A 16,318-nucleotide genomic window follows, 5' to 3' on the forward strand; every position below is an offset into this window, starting at 1 on the left:
GCCGGCCACCATCGACATCGCGGCCAACGCCTCCGATGGAGACGGCACGGTTTCTAAGGTGGAGTTCTACAACGGCACCACAAAGCTGGGGGAGGACCTGACCAGCCCCTACAGCTATAGCTGGACTAATGTGGCGGCTGGTCCGTATACGTTGACAGCACGGGCCACTGACAACGGCAATGCCGTCACCACCTCGGCTGCCGTGAGTGTGACAGTCAACAGCTCTACGAGCACTAACTGCCCCTGCTCGGTGTTCCGGCCAACGGATGCACCTGCTAACGTCCTGTACAACGACGGGCAGGCGCTGCAGGTGGGGATGAAGTTCCGCTCCTCGTCGTCGGGCTCTGTAACAGGCGTGCGCTTCTACAAGCAGAGCGGCAACACGGGCACCCACGTCGGGCAGCTCCACAGCAGCACCGGAACCCTGCTGGCGCAGGCCACCTTTGTGAACGAGACTGCCTCCGGCTGGCAGCAGGTGCTTTTTTCTTCTCCTGTTGCCATCTCCGCCAACACCACCTACGTCGTCTCCTACCACAGCAGCGCCGGCTACTACTCTGCAGTTGACCAAGGATTTAGCCAGGCCGTTGTGAACGGGCCGCTGACGGGTCTGGCCAACGGGGCGGACGGCAGTAACGGCCTCTACCGCTACACCGGCACCCCTGCCTTCCCGACCAGTGCCTACCAGGCAAGCAACTACTGGGTGGACGTGGTGTTCAACACCAGCACTACTATTTCTTCTTCTTCTTCTTCTTCTGTGATTACATCAAAGACAACAGAACTACAAGAAAAAGAAGATATAAATGTTTATCCAAATCCTTTTTCCGGAAAGGCCACAGTAAGTTTTATTCTCAATGTCGGAGGCAACTACACGTTGAGCCTTTATGATACGAAGGGGGCAAAGGTGTCTGTGCTGGAGCATGGAAAGGCCAATCCAGGCGAGCGGCATAAAGTGGAGGTAGATGGCTCAAAGCTTTCTAGGGGAATATATATCGTGCGACTACAAACTATTTCAGGAGTGAGAACTACACAGCTTTTGTTGGAGAAGTAGTTACACCAGGAAAATGTAGCAAGTCTAGTATTTCAAAGTTAATTAAAATAGAGTATGTCAGAAGCTGGTAAAAAGCGAACCACCCTTTCACCAGCAAGGCTAAATAGCAGCAGTCCACTTGAAACCAAGTGGACTGCTGCAAACATTATAAAATTTGAGTTTAAATTGGCAGTGACTCCTAACACTAAGTAGGAGCGGAGCCGCCTGCTACGATAGTCTTTGTTTCGAATCCTACAGTCAAAGTCATCTTATTCCTGCCCGCCTTTCCGGGTAGCAGGTCTTGGGGTGGGCCATACCATTTGCTCACCGGTTCTGGGGCTTAATGGCAGTACACTTCGCTCGCGAGAAGTTGTTTCAGAGTCCTCAGAGGCCATGTAAACAAGTATGGCAGCAAGTATGGCGTTGTTGCGCACATCGTCGAACACAATCTTGTCATAAGTGTCTCTGTTGGTGTGCCAGGTATAGGTGCCATAGTCCCAGCTCAGGGAGCTTAGTGAGAATGCCGGTGCACTTGCTGCTACAAAAGAGGCGTAATCAGAACCGCCGCCACCGGGAGTGCCCGGGAAACTTGTCTCTATTTCAGTGGTTATCTCACGCGGCACGGCACTCAGCCAACGGCCCAGGTAATCATAGGCATGCAGGAACCCCTGGCCTGAGATGTTGACCACTCTGCCCGTGCCATTGTCCTGGTTAAAAAGTGCCTGTAAGTTATGCACTATCTCCGGATGATCCTCAATAAAAGAGCGGGAACCGTTCAGGCCCTGCTCCTCACTTCCCCAATGGCCCACCAGGATAGTTCTTTTCGGATTAGGATATACCTTCTGAAGAATACGCATGGCTTCCATCATCATAATGGTGCCTGTGCCATTGTCTGTCGCACCGGTAGCACCGTCCCAGGAGTCAAAGTGAGCCGACAGCATCACGTACTCTTCGGGCTTTTCAGTTCCTCTAATTTCGGCGATGGTATTGAATGTGGGAACATTTCCTAAGTCCTTGGATTCTGCCTGAATTTTTATCTGTGGCTTGTCGCCGTGCTCCACCATGCGGTACAGCATACCGTAGTCTTCCAGGGCCATATCAATGCTTGGTATTTTGTTGGTATAAGCACCGAATATTTTATTTACACCAAAACCGCGCGACCAGTTAGAGGTAATAATGCCTGCTGCTCCGGCTTTTTCCAGTGCCTGTGGTAAAGTGCGGGTGGTATAGCCTGTTTTATTGATGCGCTCACGCCATGCCTGCTCTTGTGCGTTACGCTCCTGTTTCATTTTTTCGAAGGAAGCCGGCTGAGCGAATTTTTCCCAGTTATAGTCTGGTCTACCGGTAGGCTGGTACATCGAGATCATAATTAACTTCCCTTTTGCATTTGGCAGCCATCGCTGGAAAGCAGCAGAGTCCTGTACATCCGGAAGTAAGATGAGTTCGGCTGTTACGCCTCTTCGGGGCGTGGCAGGGCTCCAGGCCAGTTGCATCGCCTCCAGCGTTCTTACTCTAGGGTGCACCATATCAACATGCGTGATGCCTCTTTGCCAGCCGCGCCATTCGCCCCACTGCTCGTTACGGGCCGTGATGCCCCAGCCTTTGTATTTGTTTACAGCCCAATCGTGCGCTTGTTGCATTTGTGGTGTTCCCACCAGGCGCGGTCCGATTACGTCCAGCAGCTCATGCCCCAGCAATTCTAATTGCGAGTTCTCATTGGCTTCTTTGATGATGCTTTCTACAACGGTTTTTTTTCCTTGGGCAAAACTCAGGCTGCTGGAAAAAAGCACCAGAAGAAATAAATAGGGTAATGTCTTTTTCATGTAAAGATATTTAGGTGAAAGAACGTAGAATTCGCTGAAGCAAAAAGCAGAGGTAAAGTAACGGCAAATTAGTTTTATAAGAGCAAAATTCTAATGTGGAAGGGGGGATACCAAATGCTGCTAACAAGGTTTAAGTTGCCGTTGTTGTGTATTTCACCAACAACTTAAAATCACGGAGGTTGTCATCTCGACGTTAGGAGAGATCTATGGGGAATTACAGATAGATCTCTCCTAACGTCGAGATGACAGTAAGTATGTTACTTAAGTTAACGGCAAAGAGGACAGGTTATGAAAACGATCATTTGCAGCTCAGAAGGTAAATTCCAAACATGCTCTTATAGAATTAAAGGGCTGCGCTAAGCAACACAATTACTTCTTTTTTGTTAACAGGGAAGCGGCGCTTTCATCAACAAACCAAATTAGCTCCCCTTGCTTCGGTTGAATCAGCTGCGAAGGGTATTTCTCCGGGTTTCTTTCTCCTTCCAGCACCTGCTGCAAGGCCGGGGCTTTTTTGCTGCCAAATGTAAGAAAGCAGATGGTTTTAGCTTGATTGATAAGCGGGGCAGTCAGTGTGATGCGGTGCATGGACTGTGGCTTCAGGTAATAGGCCTGCACCAAGCGTGAGGTCTCTTGCAACACCTCTGTTCCCGGAAACAGGGAAGCCGTGTGCCCGTCGTCGCCCATGCCCAGCAGGATTAAATCAAACTGAGGGGGTTGCTTGTTGAAATGCTGCTGTAGCAGCTGCTCATACTGTTGAGCGAATGCCTCGGGTTCAGTGTCTTCTTCATACATAGGGTAAACCTGATCCTCCGGTACCGGCACTTTGTTCAGTAAGATTTCCATTGCCATTCTGGCGTTGTTTTCATTTGCTGTTAAAGGCACCCAGCGCTCGTCGCCCCAGAAAACAAACATCTTTTCCCAGGGCACCTGCTCCCGGTAGGGTAACTGCGCCAGCAAGGTGTATAGCTGAACTGGCGAAGAGCCTCCTGTTAAGGCTACTGTAAAAAGGCCGTGCTGCTTTACAGCCTCCTGCGCTTTTTGTATAAACAGCTCTGCGGCTGCTTTGCTCAACTGCGCTTCATCTTCAAATATCTTTACCATGTCTTTATATATTAATGAGGAAAAGTAACTGTCCATGTATGGCCTTCGCGGGCAATCAGGGCCTCCGCATTTTCCGGTCCCCACATACCTGCCGCGTAATTTGGGAACTCCAGAGACGGCCGTGACTCCCAGGTTTCCAGGATAGGCGTGATGACATCCCAGGCGGCTTCCACCTGGTCTGAGCGCATAAATAGTGTGGCGTCACCCTGCATGGCATCAAGTAACAGGGTCTCGTAAGCCTCCGGAGACTGTGAATGGGAGTTGTTACCATTAAAATCGAAAACCATTTCTGCCGGAGTCAAGGCCATGTTCAGGCCTGTTTTCTTCGCCATAAAACGCAGGCGGATGTCCATCTCGGGCTGCAAGTTAATGATAAGGCGGTTCGGCATCAGGCTCTCCGCCATGGTGGTAGGGAACGTTAAGTGCGGCACCGGACGGAATTGAATCGTAATGGAAGAACTTTTCTCCTGCATCCTTTTACCAGTGCGGAGGTAGAACGGCACACCTTGCCAGCGCCAGTTGTCCAGGTAGAACTTTACGGCCGCGTATGTTTCAGTTCCGGATTTAGGGTCTACACCAGATTCTTCACGGTAGCCGGGCACCTGGGTTCCCTTCATCCAGCCCGGACCATACTGCCCGCGCACGGCAAACTTGCCTACGTCTTCCCGCGAGTACCTTTGTACGGCATGCAGTACATCCACTTTCCGGTTCCTTATCTCTTCGGCCTCAAAGGTTACCGGCGGCTCCATAGCCACCATGCACAGTAGCTGCAGGAGGTGGTTCTGGATCATGTCGCGCAAGGCGCCTGAACCTTCGTAGTATCCGCCGCGGTCTTCTACCCCTACTTCCTCTGCCACCGTAATCTGGACGTACTCTATATAGTTCCTGTTCCAGAGTGGCTCAAAGAGGGCGTTGGCAAATCGAAAAGCCAGAATGTTCTGCACGGTCTCTTTCCCGAGGTAGTGGTCGATGCGGTATATCTGCGATTCCTGAAAAGTACGGGTAAGGAGCTGGTTCAGGTCCCTGGCCGACTTCAGGTCATGCCCGAAAGGTTTCTCCACCACAATCCGGTCCCGTTCAGGGTCACTGGCAATGCCCGCCTGGCTTAGGTGAATGGTAACGGGTTCAATGAACTTGGGAGCTACTGACAAATAAAATAAGCGATTGGCGCGTGTGCCCCAGGCTTCTTCTAAAGCGTGAATCTTGTCTGCAAGCCCCTGGTAAGAAGCCGGGTCGTTGATGTTAGACCGCAGGTAGGACAAGGAGTTGCGGAAGATATCCCAGGTTTCGTCAACAGGCTCACCGCTGCGTGAGAATTCAATCACTCCTTCCCGCAGATGGTTCTGGTACTTGATGTCATCGGTATCCGTTCGCCCTAGCCCGATCATGGCGAAGGGCTCAGGCAGCCATCCATCCAGAAACAGGTTATAAAAAGCAGGAACCAACTTCCGCTTTGCTAAATCTCCTGTTCCTCCGAATATAATGGCAATGGTGGGTGCTGCTTTACTTGCTGGTTTCATATGGGTTATAATGATGTAAAAAAGAATAGGAGGGCCTTCTTATTGAAGTGTCCTTTCTTTTTTAAGGATTTTATTTAGTAGATAAAAATAATGTTGCAGATAAAGCGCCACATTTAAAGGTAGGCTTTTATACATACTCCTTAATCCCACTCTGTATGGAAGAAGCCGGGCTTATCCACCCGTTCATAGGTATGCGCTCCAAAATAGTCGCGCTGTGCCTGGATGATATTAGTAGGTAAGGTCTCTGTGCGATAGGCATCAAAATAAGAAAGGGAAGCCATGAAAGCGGGCACAGGGATGCCTTTATCAATGGCTGATTTTACGATGGCCCGAACATCTTTCTGTCGGGACAGTAAATCATCCCCGATTTTAGAGTCCAGCAGCAGGTTCGCCAGCGAAGGGTTCTGCTCATAGGCCGCACGGATATCAGACAGGCAAGCTGCCCGTATGATACAACCGCCCCGCCAGATTCTGGCCACATCCTGCAGTTGCAATCCATAGTTATAAGCTTCGGAGGCCATTTTCAGCTGTGCCATACCTTGCGCATAAGTAGAAATCATGGCAAAGTAAAAAGCATTACGCATCTGGTTTAACAACTCCTTGCGGTCAGTACCCACGCTAACCTGGAGGGAATCATTTGGTAACAATTTGGCGGCTTCCACGCGTTCTTCTTTGAGTTTAGACATGTCGCGCATCAGCACGGCCATATCAATGGAAGGAACGGGTGCCTGTAAATCCATGGCATTTTGTGAAGTCCATTTTCCGGTACCTTTGGAACGGGCTACGTCAGAAATGAGGTTTACCAGTGGCTGACCCGTTACATCGTCTTTTTTCTGTAAAATTACCGCGGTAATTTCAATCAGGAAGGACTGCAGTTCTGTTTGGTTCCAGTCTTGGAAAACGGTTTGCAGCTCGACGTCGCTCAGACTAAAGCCGCGCTTCAGTAGGTCGTATGTCTCGGCAATGAGCTGCATGATGGCATACTCAATGCCGTTATGAACCATCTTTACATAATTACCGGCAGAGCCGTTTCCTAAGAATGTCACACAGGGCTCACCGTTTACTTTGGCAGCCACAGCCTCAAAAATAGGGCGAAGTCTTTCGTAGGCCTCGCGGTTTCCGCCAGGCATCATGCTCGGTCCGAAACGGGCTCCTTTTTCACCACCGGAAATACCCATACCAAAGAAGTGAATGCCTTTTGCTTCCAGCTCCACCACGCGGCGGTCGGTATCGGGGAAGTATGAGTTGCCACCGTCAATCACAATATCACCGGGCTCCAGCAGGGGCAACAAAGAAGCAATAACAGCATCTACAGCTTTGCCCGCCGGCACCAGCAGCATCAAAGCCCGAGGCTTACGGAGCGATTGCACAAATTCTTCGGCGGAGGTGGTGCCGCGTACTGGCTTTCCGGCGCCCGCTTCTGTTTCAACTGCCGCCGCTTTCTCGGGATCAAGGTCAAGGCCTATTACTGAAAAGCCATTGTCGGCGATGTTGAGCATGAGGTTTCTGCCCATAACACCCAGGCCAACCATTCCAAATTCATATTGTGTGTCGTTCATAAGTAGGAATAATGTGTAGAGGTTATATGTATTTATACAGGTATAGGTTTGCTAAATATTCTGATTATTCAAATTTCTACTTCAACCTGTCATGTATACTGCGCTTCTTTGAATAAAGTAAAGCTACAACTTATATCATACTCTTGCCAACAGAACCTCTCCTGGTAATTCTACACCCATGGTTGTTCTACCTGAGCAGATGACTCTTTATGATTACAGCAGATAACTTCTTTTAGGGAGAGTGTATTACCTGTTGCGCCAGCGTAGCATCAAACTTCAAGAAGCTGGCGGGACGTGACTTGCTACATGAAGCGATAGAGGCTACTATTGTAGCAAGCGTTTAGCGGAGGAGACTTGGTTTGATTCTTTCAGGAGAACAGGAGGAGTGTTGAACACAAGGACAAAAAAAACAGGCACTGCATTCAAAGTGCCTGTTTCAGGATTATCAGTTCCTGATAGGAGCGTTTGAGTGGCCCCTGAAACTGAAGCAACATGTTGTTTAAGCCTCCGGCATAATGCGCACCACCAAACCGTCCAGCTCCGGATTTACCCGCAACTGGCAACTCAGGCGGCTGCTTTCTGTTGCATGCGGAAGCGTTTCTAACATATAAGCCTCGTCGTCATTCATCTCAGGCAGTTCGCCGCTCTGCAACACCTCTACGTGGCAGGTGGCACAAATGGCCATGCCACCGCAAACAGCCTGCACATCAAACTCATTTGCTTTAAGCACTTCCATTACTGAAAGGCCCATATCAGTAGGAGCTTCAAGGGCAATACGCTCGCCATTGTCCTGCTCCACATAGATGTTTATTGTATCTGTCATGCCTGTAGTTCCTGAATACCGTTTACAGTAGTGTATTTCAGTACGAATTTCTTACCTGGATTCAGGATGTTGTACGCGCTTTGTGCCATTAGGGCCGCCTCATGGAAACCACACAAAATCAGCTTTAGCTTACCAGGGTAGGTGTTGATGTCGCCGATAGCGTAAACGCCTGGTATGTTGGTAGAGTAATCTTCTGTGTTTACCAGAATCGCATTTTTCTCCAGCTCCAGTCCCCAGTTCTCCAAAGGCCCTAACTTAGGTACCAGGCCGAACAGCGGAATAAAGTAATCCGCTTCTATTTCATGTGGCGTAGCATTATCTATCAGCACTGTTACCTTCTCCAGGTTTTTTTCCCCGTGCACTTCTGTCACGTTAGATTTCAGCAGCAATTTAATCTGAGCTTCCTCTGACAGTGTCACTACTTTCTCCGCAGACTCCGGGGCTCCTCTAAAGGAAGTGCCGCGGTGCACCAGCGTCAGTTCTTTGCACAGGCCAGACAGGTAAATCGCCCAGTCGAGGGCAGAATCGCCACCGCCCGCCAAAACAACGCGCTTATCGCGGAAGTGCTCCGGGTCGCGCACCATATAAGTTACACCCTTGCCTTCATACCTCTCCAGGTTCTCAATAGCCGGTTTGCGCGGTTCGAAAGAACCTAGGCCACCGGCTATCACCACCACTTTACAGGCTATCTCAGTACCATCCACTGTGGTGAGTATAAAAGAGCCGTCCTCCTGTTTGTCAAGGTGCTCCACACGCTCGCCCAGTGTAAAGGTAGGGTGGAAAGGTGCAATCTGCTGTTCCAGGTTTTTAATCAAATCGCCCGCTAAAATCTCCGGGAATCCGGGTATATCGTATATCGGTTTTTTAGGGTATATCTCCGAGAGTTGCCCGCCTACGGCTGGCAGCGCATCTACCACGTGGCAACGCATCTTTAAAAGGCCGGCCTCAAATACGGCAAACAGGCCTACCGGGCCAGCCCCTACAATGCATATATCAGTTATAATTTTATTCATTACTTTGATTTTTGTTGCAACAAATGTTGTGGTGGCAAATTTACTATCGAAATGGCAGCTTACATAGTAAATCTATGCTTTTTAAGACTTCTGTAGCTTTTTTATACAATTTTCAGGGACTATGCCTGTTGACGTTCCCTTACAATTTCCTGCAGCCGCATAGCGTTAAAGGCAGCGTAGCCATTCTGGTCGTTGTCGAAGTAGATGTAGACCTGCAGGCCCTGGTTTTTCCATTCCAGGCACTGCCAGGCCCAGTACTGCAGGGCATCGTCGTGGTAGCTGCCGGAGTATTTTCCCTCCGGCCCGTGCAGCCGCACATATACAAAGTCTGCCGTTACCTCCTTCGGCGAATTGTGCCATTCCAGTTCATAAATACAAAAAGCGACATTAAAGAATCGGAGCAGGTCCAATACCTCTGGCGCATACCAGCTGTGGTGCCTGAACTCGAAGGTATACTTGTAGTACGGGGGAAGCAGGGTAAGGAAATCGCGCAGCCTATCGATGTTAACAGACCAGCCCGGGGGCAGCTGAAAAAGGACTGGCCCCAGTTTCTCTTCCAGTGCATTCGCATTGTTAAAGAAGCGGGCAATGCTTTCCTGCGGGTCCTTCAGCTTTTTCATATGCGTAATGTACCTGCTCGCTTTTACAGCGAAAAGAAAATCATCGGGCACAGAAGCACGCCATTTGGCAAAGGTTTCTGCGGAGGGTAATTTATAAAAGGAGTTGTTAATCTCCACACTCTTGAAAAAGCGGGTATAGTAATCGGTAAAGCCTTTCTGCTTTATCTCCGGAGGGTAAAAAGTACCCATCCAGTGCTTGTAATGCCAGCCCGAAGTTCCGATATGAATCTGTTTTTCCATGTGTCTGTCATCGCTATCTTCAGCCGTTATACTTCTAAGTACCTGCCTTAGTTAATCGGGTGCTGTTTTATGGTTTCGAAAGCAGGTAGTGGAAGAACAGGAGCAGGACCTGCACATGAATAAAAATAACAAGCCGGGGATGCACTGCGTTATAAAAGGTAAGTATTTGACACTAAAAAAATTGAAAGCTATGAACAGAGACAACGATAACAATAACCGCACTTACCGCAACCATTACGCCGACTTCAACGAAGACGGGTCGCGCCGCGACAGGAGACAAAATGATAATGACAATGACAGAAACAGAGGCGGCGGTTTTTTAAACCGGGAAGGAAGTCGTAATGAGGGCAACCGCGATAGAAACAGCGAATTCACCAATAACAGGGAGAGGTATAACGACAGCAACCGCGACAGTAACTACAGCCGCTCTACTTTTGGAGCCAGTGCACAAGGCGACTACAGTGGCGGCACCCGCTATGGCGAGGGGGGAAGCACCTACGGCGGAGGTTCTGCCTATGGCCACTCTAACTATGGCTCGTCCCGCATGCAGGGGCCACGCAACTCAGGCGGTGATAGAAACCGCTCAGAAAATGTGCAAAACGGCTACGGAAACTTTGCCGATTATAACAGCAGAAACTACGGTAGCTTTGGGGAAGACCGCAACTACAACGATTATGTAGACCGCAACGGTGAATCCCGCAACCGCGGAGGCATTGAAAGGTCTGGAAATATAGGTTCATTTGGAGACACTGGGCGTCGCAGCACCGGGTACGATAACAGCTTTGATCAGTACAGAAACACAGGATACGGTTCTTCAGGCTACAACAACCGCGACGAAGACCGTTCGCGCAGTGCCTATGGCCGCGGCAACGACAGAAGCTCCTATCAGGAAAGCCGATCCGCCTACGACCGCGACTACGATCAGCGGGGTAGCAGAAGGGAAAGTGACTTTGACAGAAGCCGCTACAACCGCGACAGATAATTACAAAATACAGAAGAAAGGCCTGCATTCTATGCGGGCCTTTTTCTTATAGGCTTCAAATAAGCACAAATAAACCGAAGCCAGTTCTCTTCGTTTAAAACGATTGAGATTTACTTATTTTCTAACCTATAAAGAAACCAAACACTATGGAAAGAAACGACAGAGACCGCTACTACAGAGGTGGCTACAATAACGAAAACAGAAATGATTCCGACTATGACAATAACAGAAACAGTTATGACCGGGACAACAGATACGACTATGACCCGAACAACAGGTATGACCGCAACGACAGGCCGGGACGTGAACTGAAGCAGGAGTTTGAAAGAGACTACCGAAGACAACGCAACGACCGCTATTCAGACAATGACCGTTTCTCTGGCAGCGACCGTACCAGTGACTACCGCAACCGTGACTATGACATGGAGCGCAACTATTACGAGAATACCAGAGGCAACAGGGGCGAGCTTGGCGATATCCGGCAAGGGTATGGCATGTCCGGCTTTACAGGTACCTCCGACCGCTATGATACCATGAACGATATGGAGCGAAACAGAAGCGCACAAAATGAACTGGGCTATGGCAGCGGTACAATCGGTGGTTACAGCGGCTCACGCTACGGCGGCTCTAACTACAGCGCCCACGGCGACTTTGGCGGTTCCTCGAACTATGGCTCAATGAGTGGAAGCGGCGGCGATATGGATGACTTATCTAATTCATCAGGATACGGAAGCTCTTCCACTTCGTACTCTGACAGGGGGCAGCCAGATTATACTGCTCGTAATTTTGAGAACAGATACGGCGCCGGAGCCGGTAGTACCTATGGTGAAAGCGCGGGAAATACCAGAGGCTATGGTAGTGGTAATACAGAACGCAACTCCTATGGTACTTCTTATTCAGGCAATGCCGAAGGGTATGGCTCCGGTAGCAGCGATAACACTGGTTATAGCGGCAGAACCATACTTGATGAAGACCGCTATTCAGCCAACTCAGACCGGGGTGGTTATGTTAACAGCGATCGCAACCGGGACTACTAATCGAACCGTCACAGGTAAGGAGACTTCAGTAGAAGCTGTATAATGGTCTTCATACTTGTTCCATAAAATACAAAGGAAAGCCTGCCCTCATGGGGCAGGCTTTTTACTTTTGAAATATTGTTCTTTCCGGTATTATAAGCAGAGCCTCTGAGTGCTGCGATAGAACTAAGGATGCTTATTTGGTGCCATCGTTTTAATAGCTATTTCAGCGGTAACCTGGCAGACGATGCCGTACACTGTAGCGCTTCTTCCCGGGTAGCGGTTTCTGTAATGATTTTATCTAAACCAAGTATGGCAAAAACATTCTTTATTTTAGGCTGCAGACCGTAGAAGATGATTTGAACCTTTTTTTCTGTGCAGGCATGTAAAGAAGATAACAGCACACCCACGCCTGCAGAAGAGATGTACCGTAATTCCTGGCGGTCAATTAGCAGATACTTAAAAGCAGCCATCACAGCCTTGGAAAGTCCATCATCAGCTGCAACAGCTGTATTTGCATCCAGTTCTCCTGCAAGTCTAATTACAGCCACTTTGTTCAATTGCTCAACCTTTACCAGTAAGTCCTGTGTACCGTACTCTTCTTTTTTCTTTTTGATATACTGCCTAAGTTGTGTCTTCTTTAAACCTGTTTCTCTTTACTTCCTGTTTGGCCTTTAAAAAACAACCTGTTCCGAATATATCAGTTCGCTATGGCCTAGATAAGCCTGGCGCTGCACAAAAATGCAATTACACAAATCAACTTAGCGTAATGGAAAAATCAGCCTTAGACAAATATAGTTAGTCAGAATGAGCAACATTGTAGCGGTAAATACTTAATCATAGGAAGTTTAGTACGTAAAGTGCCCGGTTGAACTGGTAATGTGAATGAACATAGCCATATAATTGCTAATATTGCAAAATTTAGATATAAACTTACTATTCGGAAAGTTCTATAGCAGGCAGCGTGAGCAGGTGGAGTTTTCCCTGCCATGACTTTTTTAACAGGGAGTTAAGGTATTATATTTGTAGTGCTCTGTATGCGCTTTGTTTTGGGTGTCGAAGCACACTGTTATTCCGACGTTTTTAGATTACTATGATAAGATTGGTTCTCACTGATGACCACAAAATAATCAGGGAAGGCATTAGGGCATTATTGACACAGGATAATTCCATTGAGGTGGCTGGAGAGGCTGCCAGCGGCAGAGAACTGCTGGAATTACTTGTGCACACGCCTGTTGATATTGTATTGCTCGATATAAGCATGCCGGACCTTGATGGTTTCGAGACCATGAAGTTGCTACACGAAAACTTCCCGGATGTAAAGGTACTGGTGCTAACGATGCTTGATGACGAGCGGTATGTGTACCAGATGCTGGAGATTGGGGCAGCCGGATACTTGCTGAAAGACACGAGCACAAAAGAGATGCAGGCTGCCATAAAGCTGATCGCAAGCGGCATGCAGTACATCAGTCCTGCCCTTACCTTAAACCTTCTTCAGAAAAGTAAAAGCACTCCTCATGTTTTTGCAAGCCAGGGAATAAAAAAACCTTACAAAGAACTCTCAAAGCGGGAAGTGGAAATACTTCAGCTCATATCTGAAGGCCATACAAACGCTGAAATATCGGAGGTGCTGTTTACAAGTAAACGCACGATAGAAACACACCGCCAGAACCTGCTGGAGAAGACCAAAACTAAAAATACAGCGGCCCTGATTAAGTTTGCTGTTCTGAACGGTATTATCTCCTGATACAGCACCCCAAAGTAACATTTCTGCCGATAGGCGCTTTAGAAGCCAGTCGGAGTTTGCTCATCCAGCCGTTTCTCAGGTAAAAGCGCTTTGGCAAGCTTATAAAGTGCTATATTGCTATGCTACTTGCAGCTATTCCATGCGCAGCCAGTCGAAAGCAGCCTCAAGCGAGGAAAACTGTGCAAGTTCAACAGTTATCTCATATTCCTCTCTGATTTGCTGTATGATATTCTCTAACCAGATATAGTTAAATACATCTTCTGTCAGAACCCGTGCAATCCGCTGAAGGCTGGAGGATTTTAAGAGGGGGCCGATTTCACGCTTAAGCCACTGTTGATCTGCAAACAGGATAGTATCCAGTAGCCGGGAATCGGTTAGCCAAAATGATACCTTGTGATGAAGGATATAATTTTTCATTAAAGTAACACCTTCCCTGTACTCATCGCTGGTCACATTCCGGAGCCATGTGGAACGCAACAGCTGCTCTTCCTTATCCAGGGTTAACAAAAGAAAATCATGTACTTCAGAGCTCATATCCATCATGTTCGTGGTGAATATACATAAAAAACTCTATATTTCCAGCGCAGTATATCCAGGTGCGGTAAGCAGGTCAGCTTTGTTAGCTAAGCAAAGTGTGGATGATATTGTGTGGATTGTTTTAGGCTATTCTCACTGCACATTTGGTATTATCAGTAAGCAGAGCTGTTGAGGCTTACTGCTGCTTTGGCACATTATACTGTATAAACGCCTGGATAATGGTATTTATCGTTAAACTATATTATGGCTACTATAAAATTATACATTAAAAACATGGTCTGCGACCGCTGTAATCGTGTTGTGGCAGAAGAGCTAAACAACCTTGGCTATACTGTGTTACAGGTAAGACTGGGGGAAGCTGAAATAGCTACGACAGGCAAAGAAGCCGACCTGGAGGAGATACGGACGGTGATGCGCGAGAACGGTTTTGAACTGCTGGATGACCGCAAAACGAAGCTTATAGAGCAGGTAAAACTGGTTATAATTGAGCTGGTGCATCAGGATGAAGAGGCTGAACTGCATGTGAATACCTCCGATCATATTGCTGGAAAGCTGGGACTTGACTATAACTACCTTAGCAACCTGTTCTCGTCTTTTGAGGGCATCACCATTGAAAAGTATCTTATTCTGCAGCGCATTGAGCGCGTAAAAGAACTACTGGTGTATAATGAACTGAGCTTGAAAGAGATTGCCTATAAACTGGGCTACAGCAGTGTGGCGCATCTCTCTAATCAGTTTAAAAAAGTAACCGGCCTTACGCCAAGCCACTTTAAACAGATTAAAACAGAAAAGCGAAAAACAATAGATAAGGTACAGGAGTAAGAAACCCACACCCGCCAGCGGTGAAACGAGGCAGGTGTGGGTAAAGGAAATAAATCTAAATTTAGAGACGAGAAAGGATCTACTTTTTACATAGAGGAAGTCACAAGCTCTTTTTCCTTTGCAGGGGCAGGTACCTCCATATTGTCCAGGCTTTCGTCATGCTGGCTCAGGTCAAGGCCTTCAAATTCCTCTTCAGGTGTTACACGAAGTGCTGAAATCAAATCTGTTACTTTAAGAAGCACCCACGAACCTCCAAAGGCGAACACAGAAACACCTACCAAAGCAACCAGGTGCACTATAAACAAAGTAGTCTCTCCAAAGATAAGCCCGTTACCTGTTTCATTGCCCGGGTTAACAGCCTGGCTCGCGAAAACACCTGTCAGTAACATACCCACCATACCACCTACACCATGGCAGGGGAATACATCCAATGTATCGTCGAGGCTGGTGCGCGTACGCCAGTCTACCACCAGGTTACTTACAACAGCGGCAATAACACCTATGGCCAGCGAGTGCGGTATGGTTACGAAACCAGCGGCAGGCGTAATGGCCACCAAGCCTACGACAGCGCCAATGCAGGTGCCCATGGCTGATGGTTTGCGTCCTTTTATGGCATCAAAGAAAATCCAGGCAATGGCAGCAGCAGCAGAGGCAGTAGTAGTAGTAGCCAGGGCAACAACGGCCAGTGAATTGGCTCCGAGGGCCGAGCCTGCATTAAAACCGAACCAGCCAAACCAGAGCAGGCCGGTACCCAGCATCACGTACGGAATATGGGCTGGCTTGTGGTTGCTGGTGTCACTGCGTCTTTTCAGATAAATAGCAGAGGCGAGCGCCGCCCAGCCTGCCGACATATGCACAACGGTACCACCTGCGAAATCCAGCACGCCATAGTTAAAGAGTAAGCCATCCGGGTGCCATGTCATGTGTGCCAGGGGCGCATAGATAAAGACGAAGAAAAGCCCGATAAATACAGTGTAAGACGTAAAGCGAATTCGTTCTGCAAAAGCCCCTGTAATAAGCGCTGGTGTGATGATGGCAAATTTTAGCTGGAACATAGCAAAAAGCAACAGCGGAATAGTAGGGGCTGCCGGCCATGGAGCACCATCAATAACACCCCGCATCATGAAAAAGGTGGTAGGGTCGCCAAACACACCACCTACTGATTCACCAAAAGCAAGGCTGAAGCCGAATACAACCCATAGAACTGTTACGATAGCCATGCAGATAAAACTCTGCAGCATAGTAGAGAGCACATGTTTTTTGCGTACCATGCCCCCATAGAAAAAAGCCAAGCCAGGCGTCATAATTAGCACCAGGGCCGTTGCAGCCAGCATCCAGGCAGTGTCTGCCCCATCAATCTCTGCAGCATTTTCAATGGAGGGCACAGAAGGAAAAACCAAAGTGGCCACCACAACCAGCAGCAGCAATAGAAACGGGATTCGGGATAAATTCTGAGTCATCTGTTAAAGGTAAAAGTCTGAAAATAGG

Annotated in this window: 15 protein-coding genes; 5 read left to right on the forward strand and 10 right to left on the reverse strand. The window is 48.3% G+C overall.

All coding sequences use genetic code 11. The annotated features are described in order from the left end of the window. The coding region (locus E1919_RS09585; protein ID WP_162053149.1) for a DUF4082 domain-containing protein at positions 1-1,048 on the forward strand (1,048 nt) is incomplete at its 5' end. 248 nt (positions 1,049-1,296) lie between these two features. Here the strand turns inward: E1919_RS09585 and E1919_RS09590 are convergent. From E1919_RS09590 to E1919_RS09620, 7 genes are all read right to left on the reverse strand, one after another. Then, the gene (locus tag E1919_RS09590) at positions 1,297-2,850 is read right to left on the reverse strand and encodes a M20/M25/M40 family metallo-hydrolase (RefSeq protein ID WP_162053150.1); all 1,554 of its coding nucleotides are present in this window, start codon (positions 2,848-2,850) and stop codon (positions 1,297-1,299) included. Between the two features lie 369 nt (positions 2,851-3,219). Then, complete coding sequence (pgl, locus tag E1919_RS09595) at positions 3,220-3,951, reverse strand: 6-phosphogluconolactonase (protein ID WP_162053151.1); 732 nt, start codon at positions 3,949-3,951, stop codon at positions 3,220-3,222. Between the two features lie 11 nt (positions 3,952-3,962). Continuing rightward, complete coding sequence (gene zwf / locus E1919_RS09600; protein WP_162053152.1) at positions 3,963-5,471, reverse strand: glucose-6-phosphate dehydrogenase; 1,509 nt, start codon at positions 5,469-5,471, stop codon at positions 3,963-3,965. Between the two features lie 140 nt (positions 5,472-5,611). Continuing rightward, positions 5,612-7,030, reverse strand: coding sequence for an NADP-dependent phosphogluconate dehydrogenase (gene gndA / locus E1919_RS09605; RefSeq protein ID WP_162053153.1), 1,419 nt, complete (start codon positions 7,028-7,030; stop codon positions 5,612-5,614). A gap of 499 nt (positions 7,031-7,529) precedes the next feature. Continuing rightward, positions 7,530-7,853, reverse strand: coding sequence for a 2Fe-2S iron-sulfur cluster-binding protein (locus tag E1919_RS09610; RefSeq protein WP_115564107.1), 324 nt, complete (start codon positions 7,851-7,853; stop codon positions 7,530-7,532). Next, positions 7,850-8,866, reverse strand: coding sequence for an NAD(P)/FAD-dependent oxidoreductase (locus tag E1919_RS09615; protein ID WP_162053154.1), 1,017 nt, complete (start codon positions 8,864-8,866; stop codon positions 7,850-7,852). Before E1919_RS09615 ends, E1919_RS09610 begins: the two co-directional genes overlap by 4 nt. Positions 8,867-8,985: 119 nt before the next feature. Continuing rightward, the gene (locus E1919_RS09620; RefSeq protein ID WP_162053155.1) at positions 8,986-9,726 is read right to left on the reverse strand and encodes a DUF72 domain-containing protein; all 741 of its coding nucleotides are present in this window, start codon (positions 9,724-9,726) and stop codon (positions 8,986-8,988) included. A 190-nt stretch (positions 9,727-9,916) separates the two neighbouring features. On the opposite strand from E1919_RS09620, the gene E1919_RS09625 reads away from it, so the two are divergent. Both E1919_RS09625 and E1919_RS09630 read left to right on the forward strand, forming a co-directional pair. Further along, positions 9,917-10,708 (forward strand): hypothetical protein, encoded by a 792-nt coding sequence (locus E1919_RS09625; protein ID WP_162053156.1) that lies wholly within the window; start codon positions 9,917-9,919, stop codon positions 10,706-10,708. Positions 10,709-10,854: 146 nt separating this feature from the next. Continuing rightward, on the forward strand, positions 10,855-11,745 hold the full coding sequence (locus E1919_RS09630) for a hypothetical protein (RefSeq protein WP_162053157.1): 891 nt from the start codon (positions 10,855-10,857) through the stop codon (positions 11,743-11,745). Between the two features lie 200 nt (positions 11,746-11,945). On the opposite strand, the gene E1919_RS09635 is transcribed toward E1919_RS09630, so the two are convergent. Continuing rightward, entirely contained in the window at positions 11,946-12,341 is a 396-nt protein-coding gene (locus E1919_RS09635; protein ID WP_317168212.1) for an STAS domain-containing protein, read from the reverse strand. A 476-nt stretch (positions 12,342-12,817) separates the two neighbouring features. Between E1919_RS09635 and E1919_RS09640 the strand changes: the two genes are divergently transcribed. After that, positions 12,818-13,471: a response regulator transcription factor gene (locus tag E1919_RS09640; protein WP_162053159.1), complete on the forward strand. Its 654-nt coding sequence runs from the start codon at positions 12,818-12,820 to the stop codon at positions 13,469-13,471. Positions 13,472-13,603: 132 nt separating this feature from the next. Here E1919_RS09640 and E1919_RS09645 read toward each other — a convergent pair whose 3' ends face one another. Continuing rightward, entirely contained in the window at positions 13,604-14,005 is a 402-nt protein-coding gene (locus tag E1919_RS09645) for a hypothetical protein (protein WP_162053160.1), read from the reverse strand. A 246-nt stretch (positions 14,006-14,251) separates the two neighbouring features. On the opposite strand from E1919_RS09645, the gene E1919_RS09650 reads away from it, so the two are divergent. Further along, positions 14,252-14,830 carry an AraC family transcriptional regulator gene (locus E1919_RS09650; protein ID WP_162053161.1) on the forward strand — a complete coding sequence of 193 codons (579 nt, stop codon included), beginning with the start codon at positions 14,252-14,254 and terminating at the stop codon, positions 14,828-14,830. 86 nt (positions 14,831-14,916) lie between these two features. Here E1919_RS09650 and E1919_RS09655 read toward each other — a convergent pair whose 3' ends face one another. Further along, the gene (locus E1919_RS09655; protein ID WP_162053162.1) at positions 14,917-16,290 is read right to left on the reverse strand and encodes an ammonium transporter; all 1,374 of its coding nucleotides are present in this window, start codon (positions 16,288-16,290) and stop codon (positions 14,917-14,919) included. Positions 16,291-16,318: the final 28 nt, after the last annotated feature.

Origin of the sequence: Pontibacter pamirensis, from assembly GCF_010015475.1 — a bacterium.
Classification (GTDB): domain Bacteria; phylum Bacteroidota; class Bacteroidia; order Cytophagales; family Hymenobacteraceae; genus Pontibacter; species Pontibacter pamirensis.